The sequence below is a fragment of the Ensifer sp. genome (genome assembly GCF_031989085.1).
Classification (GTDB): domain Bacteria; phylum Pseudomonadota; class Alphaproteobacteria; order Rhizobiales; family Rhizobiaceae; genus Ensifer.
Window position 1 is genome coordinate 170,609 of the sequence record NZ_DALZXU010000007.1, and the last position, 20,368, is coordinate 190,976.

Here is a 20,368-nt window from a genome sequence, read left to right on the forward strand (position 1 = left end):
TTCAGAAACGTGCACTAACCCCTACCTTTGCGCCGCCAGATGTCTCGCCGTCGCCTTCGACGTTTAGCAGCAGTCCGGCATCGATCGACCATCCTTGCGGGCCATCGATCGACAGTGCCGCGGAAACGGAACCGAACACACCTTCTCCATCGAGCCCGGAATACCCGACAGTGCCGGCCAGCCTGGGGGTCAGGGTCAGGTCGCTCTCAAGGTTGAACTGTCGGGCAATCTCCGCCCTCAGGCTGACCCGCAGCTGTTCTTCGGTGAAGCCCTCGATGTCGATGGCGTTGCCGGCGCCATTCTTCACCCCATAATCGTCAACCGTTTCGGAGAAGTAGACGGCCCGCAACGCCGGTGTGAACACGGTGACGTCATCCAGCTGCCACTGCCCCTTGATCGCGGTGTCCATGAGCAAGCGGCGGGTGCCGAACGTGCCGTCCCAGGCGTTCGCATCGATGGTGTTGGACGATCCGCCATAAAGCAGGCTCGTATCCCAGAAGATGCCCTTGCCGATTTCGAAGGAGGCATGGGGACCGGCCAGCCAGCCATTGCCGAAAAGCTCCATATCCTCGTCGGTCGGATCGGTCATCCGGTCATAGTGGAAGGACAGCCCGAGCAGCGCTTTCTCCGACAGCAGATAGTCCGCGCCGAGCGAGACCATGCCGAAGTTGCCCCACCTGTCGTCTTCGTCCTTGCGGCGGTGCATCAGGACTGTGCCGTCGAGCCAGATGTTGAATGGCGAGATTTCCGCCTGCTCAATGCCATCGGCCCTGTCGCGGGCTGCCTTCATTTGGGCAAGGCTGGTGGAAAAGCCAAGTGTCACGCCATCGGTCGAGGGTGTCATGCGGCTGGTCAGCGTCTCGGTGCCCGCGGCCATCCGCCGACGGTCGATCAGGCCCGGCACCTTGATGGTCGAAGCGATCAGGTTCTGGCGTGTCCGCACGAAGTCTCGCACCAGCGCGTTGATCTCCTCGGCGTGCTTGGAGGCATCAAAGGCGAGCTTGTAGGTCACGGTCCCGGTGTTGGACGCACCAAGCGCGCTGACGAGACGGAAGCCGACGCGCACCTGGCCGGAATAGGCCTTGTTGGGCGTGAATTTCAGGTACCAGCCAACCGGAGGGGCAACTGGGCCAGCCTGCGCCAGTTCACCCTGGATGATGGACGCGGTCCCGGCCTGGGCCGGCTCGACGAAGGTTGCTTCGGCCCCGATGAACGGACCGCCGGTGGCGCCGCGATTGAGATAGACGTCCGGCGGTGTAGATCCGGGTGGAACATCGACCACCTTATCGGTGACGTAAATCGCGCCAGCCTGCACTTTCAGAGTGTAGTTTGCCGTTCCCGTTGCACCGTTGCTGTCTCGAACCCCAATGGCGAAGCCATAATCGCCTCCAGCGTCAGCCGAGAGCGGACCCGTCAGTTCGCCGGTTGAGATATTCAGGACCATGCCTTTGGGCAGTGAGCCGGAGGCGAGGCGATAGAGCAGCGGAGCCGCTCCGCCTTCAGCAGAAATCGGCTGGCTGTAGGCCTCGCCCGCCATGGCCTGCCTGAGAGATCCGGCAGGCGGCGAGAAGGTAAAGCCGACAGGAGCCGGCGCAACCGTGATCGAATAGCGCGCCGTTCCTTCAGCGTTGTTGGCGTCCGTTGTGGTCACGGTGAAGGCGTGATTTCCAACCAACGTCGGGGTTCCAGTGATCGCGCCAGTGGAGCCATCGAGCGCGAGCCCCATAGGCAACTGACCCGATGTGACGGCATAACGATAGGGCGCTGTGCCAGCCGAGCCGGTAACAATGACGCCGCGATAGACGGTTCCCGCGGTCCCGCTCGTCAGCGTGCCGGCCGGTGGTGACAGGTTGAGGCGCGGTGCTGTCACCGTGATCGATACCGTTGCGGCGGAAGAGGTGCCGGTCGAATTGGCGGCCACATAGGTGAAGCTGTCCGCGCCCGAATAGCCCGCCGTCGGAGTGTAGATGATCGACAGCCCCGAAACCGCAGCCGTACCGCGGGTCGGCGAGGTCTGGATGGTCAGTGCGTCGGCGACGCCGCCGCCGAGATAGAGCGCGATTGGATTGGCCGTGGAGTTTGCCGCGACGGTCGCAGTTGACGGGTGGGCGGTCGGCGCCTGGATGGCGATGGCGATCGAGTAGCTCGCGGTTCCCGTGGCCCCGTTTGCATCGGTTGCCGTTACGGTGAAATTAGAGATACCAGCCATCGTCGGCGTTCCCGAGAGGCGACCGGTTGTGCCGTCGAGCGTGAGACCCGCAGGCAACTGGCCCGATGTAACGACGAAACGATAGGGCGCGGTACCGGCCGACGCGGCGAGGGAAATCTCGCCATAGGCAGTCCCGACGCCCCCGCCGGTCAATTGGCCGGTTACGGGTGAAACGTTGAGAGTTGGTGCGGTCACTGTAATCCACACCCTCGCGACGCCAGACGTGCCGGTGGTGTTGGTGGCCACGTAGGTGAAGCTGTCCGCGCCCGAATAGCCCGCTGTTGGGGTATAGGTAATCGCAAGTCCGGAAACCGCGGCCTTGCCGTTTGACGGCTGGGTGCGGATGGCCACGGAATCCGCTGCGCCGCCCGCGAGATCGAGCGTGATTGGGTTGGCCGCGGAGTTTGCTGTGACGGTCACACTTGCATCCTTGGCTGTCGGTACCTGAATGGCGATGGCGATCGAATAGCGCTCGGTCCCCGTGGCTCCGTTGGCGTCGGTGGCCCTCACGGTGAAACTGTAGGTTCCGGCCGTCGTCGGCGTTCCCGATAGGATGCCGGACGAAGAGCCGAGCGTCAGCCCGTCGGGCAGCGGGCCGGTGACCGAGTAGACGTAAGGTGAGGTGCCGGCCGATGCAGCGATGGCGACGTCGCTGTAAGCAGACCCGACTGTTCCGGTGGGCAATGCACCGGCAATGGGCGAGAAGCTGAGCGTGGGGGCAGTAACTGTGATCGTCACCGTCGCGACGGCTGACGTGCCGGTAGCGTTTATGGCGGTGTAGGTGAAGCTGTCGGAACCGGAATAACCCGGCGACGGGGTGTACCTGATCGACAGACCGGAAACCGCCGCCGTGCCGTGGGCCGGCTGGGTGCCGATGGAAAGCGTGTCGGCCGCGCCGCCGCCGAGGTTGAGCGTGATCGGGTTTGCCGCGGAATTTGCCGAAACCGTTGCGCTGACATCGCCGGCGGTTGGTGCCTGCACCGCGATCGCGATGGCGTAGCTTACTGCACCCGTGGCCCCGTTAGCGTCGATGGCCGTCACGTCAAAACTGAAGTTTTTTGCTGTCGTCGGTGTTCCCGAGATGAGACCGGAGGTGGGATCAAGCGTCAGTCCGTCCGGGAGCATGCCGGTGACTGCATAGATGTAGGGCGAGGTACCGGCCGATGCAGCGACAGTGATGCCGGTGAAAGCCGACCCGACCGTCCCACCGGACAATGTACCAGCGACCGGCGAGAAGCTGAGGGTTGGTGCAGTGACCGTGATCGTTACCGTCGCGACGGCCGACATGCCGGTGGTGTTGGTCGCGGTGTAGGTGAAGCTGTCGGAGCCGGAATAGCCTGGTGTCGGGGTGTAGGTGATCGACAGCCCCGAAACCGCCGCCGTGCCATGCATCGGCAGGGTGCCGACGGCAAGCGAGTTTGCCACGCCGCCGCCGAGGGTGAGCGTGATCGGGTTTGCCGCGGAATTTGCGGCAACCGTTGCGCTGACATCGCCGGCCCTCGGTGCCTGCACCGCGATGGCGATCGAATAAGCCGCAGTCCCCGTCGCGTTGTTCGCGTCGGTGGCCGTGACCGCGAAGGTGTAGTTCCCGGCCGTTGTCGGTGTTCCCGATAGGACGCCGGACGAGGCGTCAAGCATCAACCCGTCCGGCAGCGTACCGGTGGCGGCATAGCTGTAGGGTGAAGTGCCGGCCGATGCGGCAACAGTGACGCTGCCGTAGGCAGTTCCGGCGGTTCCACCTGGCAAGGCACCGGCAACGGGCACAAACCTAAACGTGGGTGCTGAGACCGTGATCGCCACCGTGGCAGCTGGCGAGGTGCCGGTGGCGTTGGTGGCCATGTAGGTGAAGCTGTCGGTGCCCGAATAGCCTGCCGTCGGGGTGTAGGTGATGGATAGGCCCGAAACCGCGGCCGTGCCGTGCGTCGACTGGGTGCCGATCGCCAGTGTATCGGCCGCGCCGCCGCCAAGGTTGAGCGTGATCGGATTGGCCGCTGAGTTTGCCGCAACCGTTGCACTCACAGCGCCGGCGACAGGCGCAGGTTTCGGTGTGACGGGGCTGGATGCAGTGGAGGCCGGCCCAGCGCCGGCGTTATTGGTAGCCGTGACCGTGAAAGTGTAGGCCGTGCCATTGGTCAGGCCTGTGACCGTGATGGGAATAGAGCCACCGGTTGCGCTTATGCCACCCGGATCGGACGTTACCGTATAGCTGCTGATCGGCGTGGTGCCCGGATTCAGCGGAGGGCTGAAGCTGACTACCGCCTCTGCATCACCCGGCGTCGCACTGACGCCCGTCGGCTCGTCCGGAACCGCGCCGGCGCGATTGACGGCGATGTCATAGGTCCTTGTCGTGACCGTATCTTGCGCCGTAACCACGATGCTTAACGTGTTGTCGCCGACCTGGAGGTTGACGGGAAGGCTGCCCGGCGCCGCGATGACGGTTCGGTTGACCGAGACGACGGCGCCGGGATGTGCGCTGGCCGGCGTGATGGTGATGGCGGAAACGCTATTGCCCACCGAGACAGTATAGCTGGTGGTGGCGGCGTCGAAGGTCGGGGTAAGCGTGCCGCTCGAAACGCCGATGCCCGAGAGGTTGGCGTCGCTCGAGGGCGGCGCGACGATCATGGGCGTACCGCCGGTGAACGCCTTGGTCATCTCATTGCCGGCGAAGTCCTTGATCCCGGTGCTGGCGGACAGGCCGAGCGCCAAGGTGCCTTCTCCCGAAGCATTCGCGATCTGCACCTGATAGGTCGATCCCGATCCCGACACACTGTCGATCGTGCCTTGCGCGGTTCCTGTTTTCGCCAGGGTGAACTTGCCGATGTCCACGGCCGTGACCGGTTCGGAAAACTTGACGTGGAAGGTGGCGGCTGTCGTGGTGGGGTTGATTGACGTTACCGTGGGCCGGACGCCGTCGATCCTGATGCCTGATGTATCGGCAATGTTGCGCAGTGTGATATCTGCATCCACTAGGCGGTTGTAGTCCGTGATCGTTGCCCCCCCGCGCGCCATTGACGAGATTGCGATTCCGTCTTCGTCGAGGTCGTTTTCGGCAACAGTGTAGGAAAACGTCATGGTGTTAAAGACGGCGCCGATCAGGTTGATCCGCTGCTCGACAGCCCCAAAGACAGCCTTAAGGTACGGCCCCCCGTTGCTAGCGATGTGCTGATCGAACTCCACGTCGAACAGCAGCGTGGCGCCGATCGCGTAGGTTCGTGCGGGCGTGTTGAGCGGTTTGACGCCGGTGACGATTGGAGGGGCGACGTAGGTATAGCCGTTCGCGCGCGTCACGGAGCTGTTGCCGACGGTCGTCACGGTCACATTGGCCGGTCCGGCGGTTCGTGGCGGCACGGTGGCGGTAATCTGGGTGGTGCTGTCGACGGTGAACGTGGTGGCAGGCGTGCCGCCGAACGTAACGGCACTCACACCGATGAAGTTGGTACCGGTGATGGTCACGGATTGCCCACCGGCACTGCTTCCAATCGACGGCGTGACGCCGGTGATCGTGGGAGGTGCGCTGCGCGTGACGACCACCCGATAGGTCCGCGTGACCGTGCGGTCCTCGGTCGTCACGGCAATGGTGAGTGTGTTGTCGCCAACATTGAGTGGCACGGCGGTCGATGTGCCCGATACGGCGCTGACCCCGTTGATCTTCACCGTCGCGGTGGTTCCGGGCGTTGACGGTGTTACGCCGAGGGTGGAAACGCCGTTGGCCACCGTGGTCGTATAGGTCAGGGTATTGGTGTCGAAGGCCGGCTCGAGGTTGCCGCTCGACAGGGCGAGACCGGAAAGTGCGGCGTCCAGCGGGTTGCTCTTCGTAACGCAGACGACGTCCATTCGCCAGGGAACGGTTGTCGGGCTTTGGTTTATGAATTCAACATAGATTCCACCGTCAACGAGGTTTTGCCCGGAAATCGATGCGGATTCATTGCCAGTTACAACACCGGCTTCATAACTGGTCATGAAGTATTCGGCGCCAGTTTCAGAGATCGCGGTGAAATACGCGCTGTCCCAGTAGGATGGATTGCGGATCAAATCGATATGAAGCCGGTCCGTCGTTAGAAAATCACTCTTGGGGTAGGTCTTCGAGAGAGCTAGGACGTCCTTCCCGTGCAGGTCGGCAACGATATCCTCACACCCTTTCGACGCAGCGAACGCTTCTCCCGCCACGGCCACGAGGCTGGAAAGAAGGAAGATCAGGGCCGTCACCAGCCGGATCTGATTGCGCCAGAACCGGCGCAACCTTTCAGCCTTCGGCAACGCCTCCACCGGCGTGGCGACGCACATTCGTTCGACGATGTCGTCAGACAGCATCGCCGAGGTGCTGCCGCCGCTTGCCCTACGAACGGCCGGGCTGCGGGAACGTGCGGCGGTGCCCGATAGGTAGCTTGTCATGACGGATTTCTCTCAACAAAAACCGCGCCATGGCAGGCGCGCTTCGTGTTAGCTCGGAGAAAGTGCCGTCTTCAATTGGTGGAGGCGGTCAGGTGTGGAAATGCGCACCCCGTGCCAATGACCCGGCATTTACCGCCAAATCGGTGGTCTCGACGCCGCGCCTACCGCTTGAAGTGCAGGTCCCTATCGCCCGATCAAGCCGATCCATTGCGACCAGTCGGTCGCCGACAGACCAGGCGCGGATTTCAGCAGGGTGGGATGATGCGCCGAAAGATGCCGTAGCTCCCTCGGAGACAGGCCGAATTCCCGACGAAAAGCCCGGCTGAAATTTGCCGCGTTGGTAAAGCCGTGTGCTAAGGCGAGGTCTGCAATCGCCACGTGCCTGTACTCCGGCGCTCGAATGTTGATGAAGGCACGCCGCAGGCGCTGCTGCGCCAGGAAAACCGAAAACCCCCCAACCAGTTCCAGAAGCCGATAGACCGTTCGGCGCGATAGACCGAATGCGGCCATGACACGCTCCACGGTTAGATCGGGTTCGAGCAAGTGGTCGGTTATGTAGCGCCTGACCGCGATCGACAGCGCATGGCCGACACCAGCTGCATTGCCCTCGCTCGTCTGGCTGTTGATCGCGGCGCCGGCAAGATCGAGCAGCGGAGACAGGACCGCTTCCGCTTCCCCGACGGAGATATGATCCAGTTGTTGGTGAAGGCTACCGAGCGTGTCCCTCAAGAGCGCGACGAGCGGCAATCTCGCAGGCAGGACCAGCTCATGGTTGTCGTCCGGGCACTTCAGACGGGGCGCCAGCATCTGGCGTGGGATGACGAGGCTCAGATGCTCGTGGTCGATGGTGGATGTCGCGAGCGGCTGCGCCATATCGATCACGTAAAGGTCGCCGGGGCGGGCGACGCTGCCAGCGGCTCCGCGGCTTGCACTTTGGCCGCTGACGTAGAACTGCACGAGATATCCATCCATGCCGTCCCGGGCGATCTTGTAGCGGGATCGATCGAAATCCTGGCTTCTAGATCGGGTCCGTGCAACGCCGACGCCTCCTATCAGCGCCGCATCGACGCTGGCAAAAAATGGTTCGTCGGACGGGCCGCGAAGCCGTGCGTCAAACAGTACGCCGATCGACTCGCGCCACATCAGATGGGCATTCTGCTGCCGCATGCCGGTCGTGTCGAACCGTGAGCGTGGCAATCCGAAATGCTCGGTATGTATGACCTCCGAGCCTGCAGTTGATTCAAATGACGGCTTCATGGACTTCATTCATTGCGGCGCGGGCTTGCACGCAAGGGTTCCGCAAGCTGCGATTGATTTCTAATTAAAGCGCAAGTTACTGAAAACCCGATGCAAAGCAACCACAGGCAGGGGATCGCGACTTGGGCATCGAGAGGCTGAGGTCGGCGATAGCTTGTTCGGACGTTTTCTTGGGCAACAGTTCAGAGGTCACCAGAAGGGCGATATCGGACCGTGCATTCAAGGCGCGCCCGTTGGGCAAACTGAAAATCTCAGTCGTTTCTGACTAGCCAGAGAATCGAGACGGTTTCCAGGGACACCAGTCGCAATGGATTTCGGCCAGCTTGATCCAAGCCATCGTAACGCCTGAGCCTCCACCCGATAATATGGCATGGTGAACACGCGAGGATCGCATGATCTTATTATTGGGAGAAAAGTTCGCCAACATTCCGCTCAACGCTCAACGCTCAACGCTCAAGCGCGGAAAGCCCTTCGGGCGAGACGGCCATAAGGAAGGCACCCGCGCGTCTCCTTGCCAGAAAAGTTCGACCTGACAACGGCGACGAATGCTGCAACCTGCACACAGCGCTCCGAGTACGGAGGAAGGCACCATATCAACTCCTCGTTCCTCTCTGCTCATCGTTACCATGCCTATCCTACTGGTCTGGGCATTCAGGCCCGCGCCTTATGTGTTTACAGGGGCTGCGCCGGCAACGCAGTCTGACAGCCTGACACAGTGAACATCCTTGAACGTTGCCGACCTGCAGTTCGACTGGTTCTGCCCGTCTCTGACAGAGATGCGGGGTTTCTTTCAGACCGTCACGTTGCTGCCGTCATGGAACCGCCACTGAAGCTACGCGTTCCTGTGCGTTAGACTTCGGGCACTACCGGCATTCCGCTGGCATCCCCGATGGGAAAAAATCATGAAAACGCTTCTAATCGCATTTGGCGTAGCCGCTGCTACGTCATGGTCCGCTTATGCCGCCGAACCGGCCAAGATGGTCGACACGAAGGTGGGCAAGGTCATGACCACGGGAAACGGCATGACCCTCTACACGTTCGACAAAGACACTAAAGGCAAGTCGAACTGCGACACAGATTGCCTGAAGATGTGGCCGGCGTTTCATGCCGCTGCGAAATCGAAGGTTGAAGGCGAGTGGTCGCTGGTCAAGGACGCGGCCGGCAAGGAGATGTGGGCCTACGACGGCAAGCCGCTTTATACGTATGCCGAAGATAAGAAGGCCGGAGACGTCAAGGGTGACGGCGTCAACGGTGTCTGGCGCCGCGCCAAGTAAGCCCGTTCAGTCGATGGAGGGTGGCGTTCTCGCCGCCCTCTATTCGGGCTGGAACGAAGTTACTTCTGGCGCGTTACATAACGTTGGAGTACTGCACAAAGTAGCGTCGTCCATCATTGTGATTGACGATCACCAGGGTACTCCCAGGAGACCCAAATGGATATCACCACACTGCTCGTTATAGTTCTGATCGTTCTCGTCCTCAGCGGTGGCTGGTACGGTCGCGGCCGTTGGTATTGAATATTCGTCAACGGACAGAATCGCGCATGCCCTTCCTGGGCTGATCGGGTTATTCCGAGGAGGTCCTCGAAGGGGCAATTGCCCCACATTGCGCGAGTCGGGCTTGCGAGTTCACGTCGCTGCGACCACTCAATTCTCCCAGTTTTGAAAAACGCCGCAGCTACATCGGTTGTTTCCATCCGGCTTGGCCAGGCTGGCCTACCGCTCAGCGTTCGCGCAGAACGGCGGGGGGTATGGTTGTGCGGATGTGTCGGAAATATGCCCCGAAACGAAGGCGGATCGGGCAATGTCAGATTCTCGCAGATGGATTGGACCTGTTCTCGGCACCAGCGCTCTTGCACTGCTGGTCGTTGCTTGTGCGCTGGTCCTTTGGCCCTTCCTATCGGCGATAATGTGGGCTGCAGTGATCTGTTTCTCGACGTGGCCGCTCTACCGCCACTGCGAGCGCGCGGTCGGAGGGTACCGCGCCTTTGCCGCGGCGATCATGACGATCCTGGTTGTCATCGTTGTGGCGGCACCACTTGCCCTCCTGGTAACCGCACTCGTCGACGGCACAAGAAATCTGGGCGAGGGAATTGCGCACGTCCTGGGTGAAGGGCCGCCCGCACCACCCAACTGGGTGAGGAGCCTGCCGGTCATTGGCGAAGGCGTGGCGGTTTATTGGGAAAACCTTGTACATGATGCGCCTGCGTTTATCGAGGAACTCAAGAAACTTACGGGCCCCGTCACCGATGTCGCCCTTGCGGGGGGAGCCGCCCTCGGTTCCGTCGTCCTTGAACTAGGGCTCAGCATATTCATCACCTTTTTCTTGTTCCTGCACGGTCGTCGCATGACCGGTTTCATGCGCCAGATCAGCGAGCGTGTTGCCGGTCCCCGTGGCAAGAGGTTGCTTGCGGTCATCGGTCTGACCGTGAAGGGCGTCGTCTACGGGATGATCGGGACTGCTCTTGCGCAGGGCTTGCTGGCCGGGATCGGTTTCTGGATCGCGGGCGTGCCTGAACCGATATTGTTGGGTTGTCTGACTTTCGCACTGTCATTCGTGCCGGGAGGCCCGCCCTTCGTGTGGGCGCCAGTTGCACTCTGGTTGCTCTTTCAAGGTTCCATGGGGTGGGCGATCTTCATCGCCATCTGGGGCCTCTTTCTCGTCAGCGCCATTGACAATTTCATCCGCCCCTACCTGCTCAACCAAAACAGCAACCTGCCGGTTTTGCTGGGGCTGTTCGGGCTCGTTGGCGGCGTGCTGGCCTTCGGGTTGATTGGGCTTTTACTTGGGCCGACCCTATTGGCAGTCGCATACAACCTGTTTCTCGAATGGGCGGCAGCTGAACTCGAGGAGCGGGCCCAAGCGGCTTCGCATTCCCCCTTGCCCGAGGACATCGGAGCCGGTCCAAGGGGCTAGTTGCCATCTCCGCCAACCTGCGCTGATGTTGGTGCGTCAGTTTGACTGAGAACTCGATGAGTAAACGCCGCGCCTGGACGGTGCCGCATTTCACCGCCTTTTGCACATTTGCCCGAGGCCACGTCGCTTCCGAGGGGCCGTAACAGCTTTTGCCCGGCTCGATAGGATCGGGCCGGGCTGATTTTCGCGTGAGAGCGTTTCTTTTTAGGCGACGTCAGAAACGCTCCACCTCTCCGCTCTCACGCAACTCCTGACTGAAGTACGCTTGCGCATTTTGCCTGGAAATACCCTAAGCCGCTTTTTCTGCGTTCTGATTGACGACCTTGGTGGCGATCGCGGTCAGAGCAATGTCCGTTGCCTGTTCTTCGTCGAGCGTCGTTTGAAGAAGCTTAGCGGCATCTTTCATGCCTAGTTCCAGCGCCCAGGTGCGCAATGTGCCGTAGCGTGACATTTCGTAGTGCTCGACAGCCTGTGCGGCAGCAAGCAATCCGGCGTCGAGCGCGGGCGAACCTTCATACTCGTCCATGATTGACGCACCTTCCTTGGTGATGCCCATGATGGCGTCACATGTCTTATTTTCAGGCTTTTTGCCGATGATCTTGAAGACCTCTTCCAGCCGCTCGACATGAACCTTGGTCTCTGTAAGATGCTTGATGAACGCATCCTTGAGCAGCTTGCTCTTGGCGGCATCCCGCATCTTCGGCAGCGTGTCGATGATCTTGCTCTCGGCGAAGTAGACGTCCTTCAATGTGTTGTGAAAAAGCACGTCCAGTGTTTTGATTTCCTTGGCCATGATGGCTCCTGTGGTTAGAGGGTTTTCTGCCATGCTCCAGGCAACATGCCTGGTCTCGCCGGTCGCCCCTCATGGGCGGCCAGGTTCTTGATATTCAGATAGTTGGTGGACGGGGCGAGCCGTGTCTGAGATCGGCGGGCTAGCGAGTGCCTCGATGATCCCGAGCGCCCGTTTTTACCGGCTGTCCGGGATCGCGACCCTCACGGGTTCTTGCTGTACGGATGTCGACGATCGAATGGCTCTTGGCTGCGGATGGAATGCGCCGCGTCTCGTGCCAAAGGGCACATTCAAGAAGAGACGATTCATCGGTGTTGCCGAACCGGAGTTCATCCATGATGAACCTCGCCAGGCGATCGGCCCGTATGCCGCGCTCCTGAAGTCGTGTCTTCAAACAGGTCGCTTCGAAAACTCTCCGCACCACTGAAAGTTCGCTGGGGCTGAGATGGTGGCCCGTCAGGCTGGGTAGTGTGTGCATCGCATTCTCCCGTTTGGAACAGTGGAAGGGCTGACGGCCGCTCGGTCGACGTTCAAGTCGGCGGTCAAGAAGGTAACTTGGCGGGGACGCTTGAGACTGCGCCGCCTTCGTCATCCCATCGATCGATCGCTTCGGCTTTCGTCTGTGCCGGCGTCTGATGCTCTCCCTTCGACGCGCTGCCACGCTCGAGGAGCGCTGCGGCGAGCAATTCGCGGCTATTGATGCCGTTTTCGAGCGCTGCCATCAGGAAGCGCGTCGCGGCTTTCCTTCCACTTGGATCTGCTTTGGCCGTGGTTCCATAGAAGCCGGCGGCCGTGAGCACCTCGACCAACAGGTTGAGGTCGTCTGCATCAAGATAATATTTCGGATGGCTGGAAGACATGACGTCCTCCTTTTGTTGGGGCACAGGCACATAGACCCGTTCGCTACAGCGCCCGCTTCAATCGCTGTCGTCAAAATACCCTGCGCGCAATATCGCACGGAGGCAATCGACATCAGTCAAGTGCGGATCATAAGCGCGTTATAATCGAACGTTGTACCATTGCCAGCTTTTGGACGTCCATCGCGTTAGCGAGATCGAGCCTGCGGGGGCCGGCCTTCGCAAAGATTTCCCGCGCCGCTAGCGGCGCCAGGCTGTAGGCCAGAATGAACTCTTCTAAATCGTAGACAGCATCCCAGCCGCGCAGCAACGCCTCTTTTTCATATTTGATATGCATTGTCATTGTACGCTCCCGCGTGTCGGATCTCGGCGCAAAGACGGCCATTTGTCAGGCGGCAGAGGAAGCGTCAGGAAGGTATGTATCGAACTAAACGGCGCGGGCGTCATATGGTTCCCAGGGGGCAGTATCCAGTTTGATGCTGTGACTGCCTTTATGTGCGGGCTTCAGCGTATTCCCGGCTTGCGCCGTCGGCTGCGGCAGCCTGCCCCCATCTTTTCCGAGCCAACAAGTCAGAACGTCTCGTTCCCATTCTTCAAGCAGGCGAACGATAGCTTCATAACTAGGATTTGTTTGAGGCCCTGGCATCGTTCTGCTGTCCAGGCGAGTAGCTCCGGATCCACGAAAGAAAAACCAATGTTTCACCCTCTAAATCAGCGCCCGGGCACTGCCCCACTGGCGTTAGCGGGGCTCTGACGTAACAACGGAAGCAGCCGTCAACCACCGTGCAAATTCGACAGCGAGCAAACTGCCCAGACATTGGGAAACAACGAAGGCCAGGACGTCTACGGGGCGAATACCCGCAAGGCTGTCTGTGAATGCCCTGGCTATCGTGGTCGCCGGGTTTGCGAAGGAGCTCGACGCAACAAGCGTAACTGACAGGACGTAGAAACCGACGAAGGCGGATACAGAGTTGGGGCGAAACCTGAGCCCAAGGAAGATCGTGAATATGAGGCCAAACGTGGACGCTGCCTCGGCGATCCAGACGGGAAATCCGGTTCGTACGTGAACGCCGACAGAGAGCAGCGGCAAACCGAAAGTGACATGGACGAAGACAACGCCGAGTACACCGCCGATCGTCTGCATGGACACATAGGCGGCCGCCTCCTTCCGCGGTATCTGGCCCTGAAGGAGCATTGCCAGACTCACCGCCGGATTGAGGTGGCCGCCGGAGATCGGCCCGAGCAGCTCGAGAAGGACGTATAGCGCCGCGCCGCAGGATATAGCGACACACAGCACAACCAACGCCGGAACATCCGTCATAGCACCGGCCATTGCCGCGCTTCCAACAGCGGATACCGCGAGCAGGCCCGTCCCGAAGGCCTCGGCAACAAGGCGTTTTGAAAGCGAGTGATTCACGGCGGTGATCTCTGTATTTGGTCTGTGATGGCGTTAGACAGATGGCGACTGTGTGCCCATCGCTATCGGTGACGGTGATGGGCACACAAGGTGACTTTTCCCCCAACAGTTTCTTGAGAACTGAAGAATAGATTTGCGCCGGAATGGATGCTGGATCTGCCCAATCGCAACTTCGAGCTTCGCAAGGTGAGGGGAGTGGACTTCAGGATTGGCCCTTGCGTCGCCTGGTCGAAGGACGATGCGACGGCTGCCCGAGCCCAAAACGATCGCATAATGTAACGTCAGGAAGCGGCTAAACTCCAAAGCCTCCCCTAGCGATGATACTGGATTTTGTCATGCTGGCGCATTGCATTGTGCTTGTGAAGGAGATTTGACATGGCTGCAAATGCACTGGTCCAGACGCGGATTGATGCTGACATCAAGGACCGCGCCACGGCTGTCGACAGAGCCCGCGAAGTCCTTCGTGGCCTCGCTGGTGACGAAGAACGATCCCTTGAGGGATCCCGGGACCGTTCCTGCCACACCCGAGCTCTTCTCTTGTTGCGGGGACATTGGTCTCACGTTTAACCTTGCAGAATCGGCCATTGACGCGCGGACCCAGCCTGCTTTTATGCAAGAATGACTAAGAAGCTTTCCGATTTGAAGTTGAGGCCGCGGCTAGTCGCCGAGCTCAATCGGCATGGATATTACACAATCGAGGACTTAAAGAACGTTCCCATGACAGTCCTATTGCGAATAAGGGGAATGGGCCGAGCGTCGTGGCAAACGATTTGCGACGAACTCGGGCGCAAACCGTATTCCGACGGGTGAAGTTAAAGGAATGTCCTACCAACCACGCTACCATTGGCGCCGCACCGGGCTAGATAAGAACGAGCTGCCGGCCGATCCCGATTGGCTCGGGTTTGACGGCGTCGGCTGTATCGGCCGCGTGCGGAAAGAGACCGCCGGACCCGACGCGGGACTGTGGCATTGGGCTGGTTCACTGGGACTTTTCAAGGAACGCCGCCGATGCCGAATTGCGGTTACCTCTCAACAGCTCGCTTGGCGACGAGCTTGGTGGAGGAATACTGGGATCGCGCTCTCGCGAAGTGAGGGCGATTGGCTCAGTAATGGTGGATGTCTGTGACGTATCCAGGAATCTGGGCTCCGGGGCGTCCCGGCGGGAAGGGTTCAGAGCTATCCCTTTACGCCACGCGCCTGTTTATTGTTGTTGGGGCCTTCTGCGAGATCTCCTCGAGCGTTGCCGGGATGCGGTTCCCCTGCGACAGCGTGGTCGTGGACTTTGGAACATGCCTGACGACGAGATACGTGGCCGCACTACACATCGTCGCTGAGACAAGAGTCTCTCTTATGCTTGCTGTGGCCAAGGTTCATCCTGTTAGAACTTCTATTCGTTGTGATGTTTCTGCCCGGATCATGTTTGAGGCAGAGCATCTCCTTAACCAGTCGCAGACTGACGGAACGAGAATAAAGCCAAACGACCCGATCAATTATCGAAGCTGGAAATCGATGGCGCTTGTTACGAGGCGACAGCATGAGCCACCGCCACTATTAGCCTGAGATAACCGACCATCGCTTCAATCGGCAATCGAGCTCCGCCATCGCGAAATAACCAGACGCTTTGCGAAGTACTCATTGGTTTGCCGAAGCTCGCCGTTCTCCCGCCCCAGAGCCTTCCTCTGCTCGGCCCGTTCGCTTGGGAGTCCGGGCCGGGACCGTCCTCCACTTCACCCATTCATTGAGAGTCTGCGCCGTGCAGCCGATCCGGGTTGCCAAGTACGACGGGAGAAATGCCTGTTCGACACTCAAGCTCCTCGCCGATTCCCTTGCGCTGGGTATGGCCAAATCATTGCGATCGCCCACAGCCCTGAAAAACCGTATATTCTGCGCTTCTCATCAAAGCTTCACGCCCTGACGTTGTCGACACGGATATCTGACTATATTTATGGCGCGAGATTGGCTTAATCCATGGTCCGCGCCCAAGCGTGGCCGAACTGGATGTAGAAGGTCGTATCTTCCGGCCCGCGCGCGACATCCAGCCCAACGTCGATGCCCAGCTTGTCAGCGATCCGGTATCTGATGCCCGCTCCGTAGGTCCAGATATTGTCCTGAGCCTCATAGAGCCGGGTGTTGTTTACAAAAGTTTGCCCATAGCCACCGAACACAACGACGGCCCAGCGAGGCGTGAGCTGACGGCGTAACTCGGCCTCCATACTTAGCGCAGTGTCGCCCTGATAACGACCGGATTGAACGCCGCGGAGATTGACGCCCGGCGACATGAAGAACGGCGCGGCGTCAGAAACATTACTAAGACTGACCATGGCACCAAGAGACCACATATCGTCCAAACGCTGGAAGGCGTGGATGTCAAGTTGCGCCGCGGTAAACTCCCGGTCGCCTCCAAATGCATCGGAATAGACGTCAACGCTGAAAATGGCGTTGATACCTTGCGTGGGCGAAAACGGGTTGTCGCGTGTGTCATAGTTCAATGACAGCCCGAGTGCAGTATATTGTTGTTCCTCGGCAAACCTGTCGATGACCGTGTTCACCCGGTCGGCAAGGGGACCTTGCGTACTGAGTGATACATCCGAGGTGCGGTATATGAAGCGCGGCCCGACCGAGAATGACGTTTCGGGAACTTTGTAGCGGATATTGCCGAAAGCAAATTTCATTGCATTGCGATAGTCGACTTCGTTACTGCCGCCGAACGGGAAGATCGGCAATGTCACGTCGGCAACGCCCAGGCCGAAACGATAAAGCCACTGACCCTCAGCAAGTGTCCCTTGACGTAACAGCCCGCCCCCCCAAGATCCGTTTCCGGTGTAGGCGCCGCCCGCGATTGTGCGGCCAGGCGCCACACCGGGCGTGGTCGAGGGATGGATAAATTGGCCGGCAACACCAATGCCTCCCTCGACCGCCGGTTCGGTAATGATGATCGGAACAGGAATGAAGCCGCCCTGGTTGAGCGAACCGGAAACATCCAGGTACCCATCTTCCGGGTCGATAAATCGGGATAGTGAGTCAGAAGCCAGCACGGGCATTGTGGCAAAGCCCAGAAACACAGCCCCGGCGAGGAACGCCCTGCAGAAAAGCGCTCGGTACGACCAAACTACCATGACATCTCAAACGACCTGAAGCTTCGAGTTTGACACCGTCTAAATTGAATTGGGCCCGCAGGCTACTTCCTGCATCTCTAAGAGAATCTCACATCCAACTCTGCTGCAAGAAGAATTGTTGCTCTGATGGGCCAGCAAACGCGTTCTACACGTGGCGCCGCGCACAGTGCTGACGCACGTGTACGGTTCTTCGCCGAAAAAGCTTATCAGCCTTGTCTGTGAGCCCAAAACGACGCGGTTCGCCGCTAGAGCCAGGCCTCTCAAACGTCCGTGGAAGCGTCAGACAGGGCGTGGCTCGCCGATGAACCGATCGGGGTTTTAGACTTCGATCGCAACACTCGATAAAATCGACCGTTGACTACGAGCCATCTGCTTTGCCTGACCGCCGTGCGATTATGTAAATGATCTTTCTCAGCAGACAAAGGAGGCATTGTTGCCACTGCTCGGTGGCAACCCCGAGGGCAGTCAGTCAAAAGTTCAGGATTTTGAGCTTCGGTCTGCGAAAGATCAGCTAAGATGCCGTTGAGGGGCATTCGCCGCCGCATCAGCATCCCTCGCATCGATAGCGTTGATTATCGCCTCGTGTTCGGCGATCAACCGCGTCATGGAACCGGGATGGCGCAGTTGCGGATTGGATACCCGATCCATATCGGCCTTGATGTCCGAAATGGCGTTCCGGGCGAGCCCACAACCGACACCCTCCGCGATCGCAATGTGGAACTATTCGTCTTCCCAGCGGAAGGCGTTGTGGTCTCCAGCATCATTTGCCGCTTTCTGGCGATCAAGGATCGTTTCGATCTTGCGACGCAGACGCGGAGCGAAGCGCCGACATAGTGAAACAAATTCCCGCCGGTCGCTGGGCGCGTCCCGACGACATGGTTGGTGCAGCAGTCTTCCTGGCGGCACCGGCATCCGACTATATACATGGCACCATCCTCCCGGTGGACCGCGGTTGGCTTGCCCGATAAGGGAACCAAAATGCAGCATTATTCCTTGCTTGAATATAAGGTCTGGACCGAAGTCCCGCCCGTCAACAGCCGCGTGCTGCTCCCGGTCCTGGAACGATGCTCGCGACCTTGGTCGGCTGGAGATCGCTGGCTGGGGACGAGCGGTGGTCGCGTCGGTTGCGCCATGCGCGAAGCTTTGGCACCGGTCAGGACCGGCGTGGTCATCGCCGGCGTCCTGTCGATCCTGCGGTGGTGATCACCGCCGCCGTCGCCTTCGCTTCGGCGATTCTAGTGGTCCGGGTGGCCGCTTTCCGGGGGTGTTGATCGTTGCGCTTCGGGGAGTCATCGGGTGGCTGATCGGCTAACGGCGTAGGTGGGTTCCGACCTCGCAACCACGTCACACAGGAATTGAAGATTCCGAAAACGTCAAAGGGTCGCGCTCGGTAGGCGCGCGGCGCTGCCGCAGGCCGGTTTGTGGAGGCGTTCAGGCATCCGCATTTGGTGATGCCGTCATCAGTGATGCCTCAAGAGATCGGACTTGCGCCAGGTAGCGTTGGAGCTGTGCCAGTACATCAGCGATTATCTGCTCGCGCGACATGCCCATAATATCATATCCACGACTGCCGTCCCCGAAAGTGGTCCTTGCTTCGTATCGCATTGCATTTTGATTCGCCTCAACAGCAGAGAATGCGGGGAGGCGATGCTGCGTGATACGAACGCCATAAACGAAATCGCGAATGCCCTCGGTGGATGCGGACAGGGTAAGAGAACCGTCCCCAGCTTCGGCGGTGACCACAGCGGGATGTGAGCGCTTGTCCAGTTCCCTTGCGACGGTCTGAAGCGCCGGAAGCGCAGTTTCGGCAAGAAATTTCTCAACATCCGCTTTTGATGGAGCGTTCAGCATCATCGCGAGCTGGCGTTGCCACGGTACTTCGGACGAAGGCCGTATCTGCGTGCGCCCGGCAGCATGCGCGCGGCTTTGCTCCATGTCCGCCCGCATTCCCATGAACAACGCCAGCACCAAAAGCAGCATGACAAATGCAAACGGTAGTGCCGTCGAGATGGTGACCGATTGCAGAGCCGAGAGGCCACCTGCTGCAAGCAGCACCGAAGCCACGACGCCCGCGACCGCGCACCAGAACACACGCTGTAGAGCGGGCGTCTCCGTATCTCCGCCGGATGCTATAGTGTCCATGACAAGCGAACCGGAATCACAAGACGTCACGAAGAAGACGCCGATCAGAACGATGGCAAGCGTGGACGTTACCGAGGCAAATGGCAGGTATTCAAAGAACTGAAAGAGTGCCACCGATAGGTTCGCCTTCACGTCTTTCGAGAGGGCACCGTTGGCAATCGTCGTATCGACGTACATTGCCGTGTTACCGAACACAGTCATCCAGAAAAACGTGAAGACGGCTGGAACAAACAACACCGCGACCACGAACTCCCTGACTGTTCGACCACGCGAGATACGCGCGATGAACATGCCGACGAAAGGCGACCAGGATATCCACCAGGCCCAGTAAAATAGCGTCCATTGGTCGATCCATGGCCGAGGCTCGTAGGCGTAGATGTTGAAGGTTCTAAGCATAAAGGTGTCGAGGTAAAGCCCGATGTTTTGGACGAAATCGCGCATAAGCAAGTTGGTGGGCCCAACGAAAAGCACGAAGATCATCAGGAGCAATGCACATAGTAGGTTTATCTCGCTGAGGATCCGTACTCCCTTTGCAACGCCTGTAACAACGGAAATCGTCGCGACACCGGTGACGACTGCCACAAGCGAGATTTGCACGAAGGCGGAGACTGGGATCCCCAGGAGAAAATTGAGACCTGAATTGATCTGGAGCACACCGAATCCGAGCGACGTCGCCAAACCGAAGAGCGTCCCGCAGATTGCGAAAATGTCGACGGCATGCCCGAGAGGCCCGTTGATGCGGTGCCTCAGGATCGGGTAGAGGCCGGATCGAACGGTGAGCGGAAGATTGTAGCGGTATCCGAAATAGGCTAGCGACAAGCCGACGACTGCATAAACCGCCCAGGCGTGAATGCCCCAATGGAAAAACGTCACGCTCATGGCCTGACGCTTGGCGGCAATGGAAAACGGATCCGCCTCAGGCGGTGATGCGAAGTGCGTCATCGGTTCGCCAACGGCAAAATACATGAGGCCGATGCCCATGCCGGCTGCAAACAGCATGGCGAGCCAGGAAAAGTAGTGAAACTCTGGTTCTGAGTCGTCAGGACCCAGCTTTAGATCGCCATATCGGCCGGCGGCCAAAATGATGACCGAGAAAAGAAAGATCGCAACCGCTAGAAGGTAGAGCCAGCCGAATTGTGTCAGGATCGCCGCCTGCATTGCGCTGAAGATGCGCTCCGCCTGCTGTGGGACGATGACCCCAATCCCGACAAATATGGCGATAACCACCACGGCGCCGAAGAATACTGGCGGATTAACCTTGAATTGACGCATCAC

At 59.5% G+C, this 20,368-nt stretch carries 12 protein-coding genes and 2 pseudogenes; 5 read left to right on the top strand and 9 right to left on the bottom strand.

Annotated features, from left to right (window positions below):
- Position 1: 1 nt before the first annotated feature.
- On the bottom strand, positions 2 to 6,601 hold the full coding sequence (locus RTP54_RS24325; protein WP_312366131.1) for a putative Ig domain-containing protein: 6,600 nt from the start codon (positions 6,599 to 6,601) through the stop codon (positions 2 to 4).
- A gap of 183 nt (positions 6,602 to 6,784) precedes the next feature.
- Positions 6,785 to 7,768: a helix-turn-helix domain-containing protein gene (locus tag RTP54_RS24330; protein WP_312366132.1), complete on the bottom strand. Its 984-nt coding sequence runs from the start codon at positions 7,766 to 7,768 to the stop codon at positions 6,785 to 6,787.
- Positions 7,769 to 8,760: 992 nt separating this feature from the next.
- On the opposite strand from RTP54_RS24330, the gene RTP54_RS24335 reads away from it, so the two are divergent.
- On the top strand, positions 8,761 to 9,132 hold the full coding sequence (locus tag RTP54_RS24335) for a hypothetical protein (RefSeq protein WP_312363638.1): 372 nt from the start codon (positions 8,761 to 8,763) through the stop codon (positions 9,130 to 9,132).
- Positions 9,133 to 9,658: 526 nt separating this feature from the next.
- The gene (locus RTP54_RS24340) at positions 9,659 to 10,771 is read left to right on the top strand and encodes an AI-2E family transporter (RefSeq protein ID WP_312366133.1); all 1,113 of its coding nucleotides are present in this window, start codon (positions 9,659 to 9,661) and stop codon (positions 10,769 to 10,771) included.
- 289 nt (positions 10,772 to 11,060) lie between these two features.
- Here RTP54_RS24340 and RTP54_RS24345 read toward each other — a convergent pair whose 3' ends face one another.
- Positions 11,061 to 11,564, bottom strand: coding sequence for a ferritin-like domain-containing protein (locus RTP54_RS24345; RefSeq protein WP_312366134.1), 504 nt, complete (start codon positions 11,562 to 11,564; stop codon positions 11,061 to 11,063).
- A gap of 121 nt (positions 11,565 to 11,685) precedes the next feature.
- Between RTP54_RS24345 and RTP54_RS24350 the strand changes: the two genes are divergently transcribed.
- Positions 11,686 to 11,988, top strand: coding sequence for a hypothetical protein (locus RTP54_RS24350; RefSeq protein WP_312366135.1), 303 nt, complete (start codon positions 11,686 to 11,688; stop codon positions 11,986 to 11,988).
- Between the two features lie 115 nt (positions 11,989 to 12,103).
- On the opposite strand, the gene RTP54_RS24355 is transcribed toward RTP54_RS24350, so the two are convergent.
- The 5 genes and pseudogenes from RTP54_RS24355 to RTP54_RS24380 all read right to left on the bottom strand — a co-directional run.
- Positions 12,104 to 12,421 carry a hypothetical protein gene (locus RTP54_RS24355; RefSeq protein ID WP_312366136.1) on the bottom strand — a complete coding sequence of 106 codons (318 nt, stop codon included), beginning with the start codon at positions 12,419 to 12,421 and terminating at the stop codon, positions 12,104 to 12,106.
- A gap of 127 nt (positions 12,422 to 12,548) precedes the next feature.
- Positions 12,549 to 12,761 carry a hypothetical protein gene (locus tag RTP54_RS24360; RefSeq protein WP_312366137.1) on the bottom strand — a complete coding sequence of 71 codons (213 nt, stop codon included), beginning with the start codon at positions 12,759 to 12,761 and terminating at the stop codon, positions 12,549 to 12,551.
- Between the two features lie 396 nt (positions 12,762 to 13,157).
- A complete protein-coding gene (locus tag RTP54_RS24365) occupies positions 13,158 to 13,835 on the bottom strand; it encodes an aquaporin (protein ID WP_312366138.1) in 678 nt (225 codons plus the stop codon).
- 1,961 nt (positions 13,836 to 15,796) lie between these two features.
- Positions 15,797 to 16,876, bottom strand: coding sequence for a BamA/TamA family outer membrane protein (locus RTP54_RS24375; protein WP_312366139.1), 1,080 nt, complete (start codon positions 16,874 to 16,876; stop codon positions 15,797 to 15,799).
- Between the two features lie 548 nt (positions 16,877 to 17,424).
- A pseudogene (locus RTP54_RS24380) lies at positions 17,425 to 17,758 on the bottom strand (FCD domain-containing protein); the annotation flags it as partial.
- 2 nt (positions 17,759 to 17,760) lie between these two features.
- Between RTP54_RS24380 and RTP54_RS24385 the strand changes: the two are divergent.
- Both RTP54_RS24385 and RTP54_RS24390 read left to right on the top strand, forming a co-directional pair.
- Positions 17,761 to 17,919, top strand: a pseudogene (locus RTP54_RS24385) (SDR family oxidoreductase); the annotation flags it as partial.
- A gap of 10 nt (positions 17,920 to 17,929) precedes the next feature.
- The gene (locus RTP54_RS24390; protein WP_312366140.1) at positions 17,930 to 18,154 is read left to right on the top strand and encodes a hypothetical protein; all 225 of its coding nucleotides are present in this window, start codon (positions 17,930 to 17,932) and stop codon (positions 18,152 to 18,154) included.
- A gap of 228 nt (positions 18,155 to 18,382) precedes the next feature.
- On the opposite strand, the gene RTP54_RS24395 is transcribed toward RTP54_RS24390, so the two are convergent.
- Entirely contained in the window at positions 18,383 to 20,365 is a 1,983-nt protein-coding gene (locus RTP54_RS24395) for a BCCT family transporter (RefSeq protein ID WP_312366141.1), read from the bottom strand.
- Positions 20,366 to 20,368 lie beyond the last annotated feature (3 nt).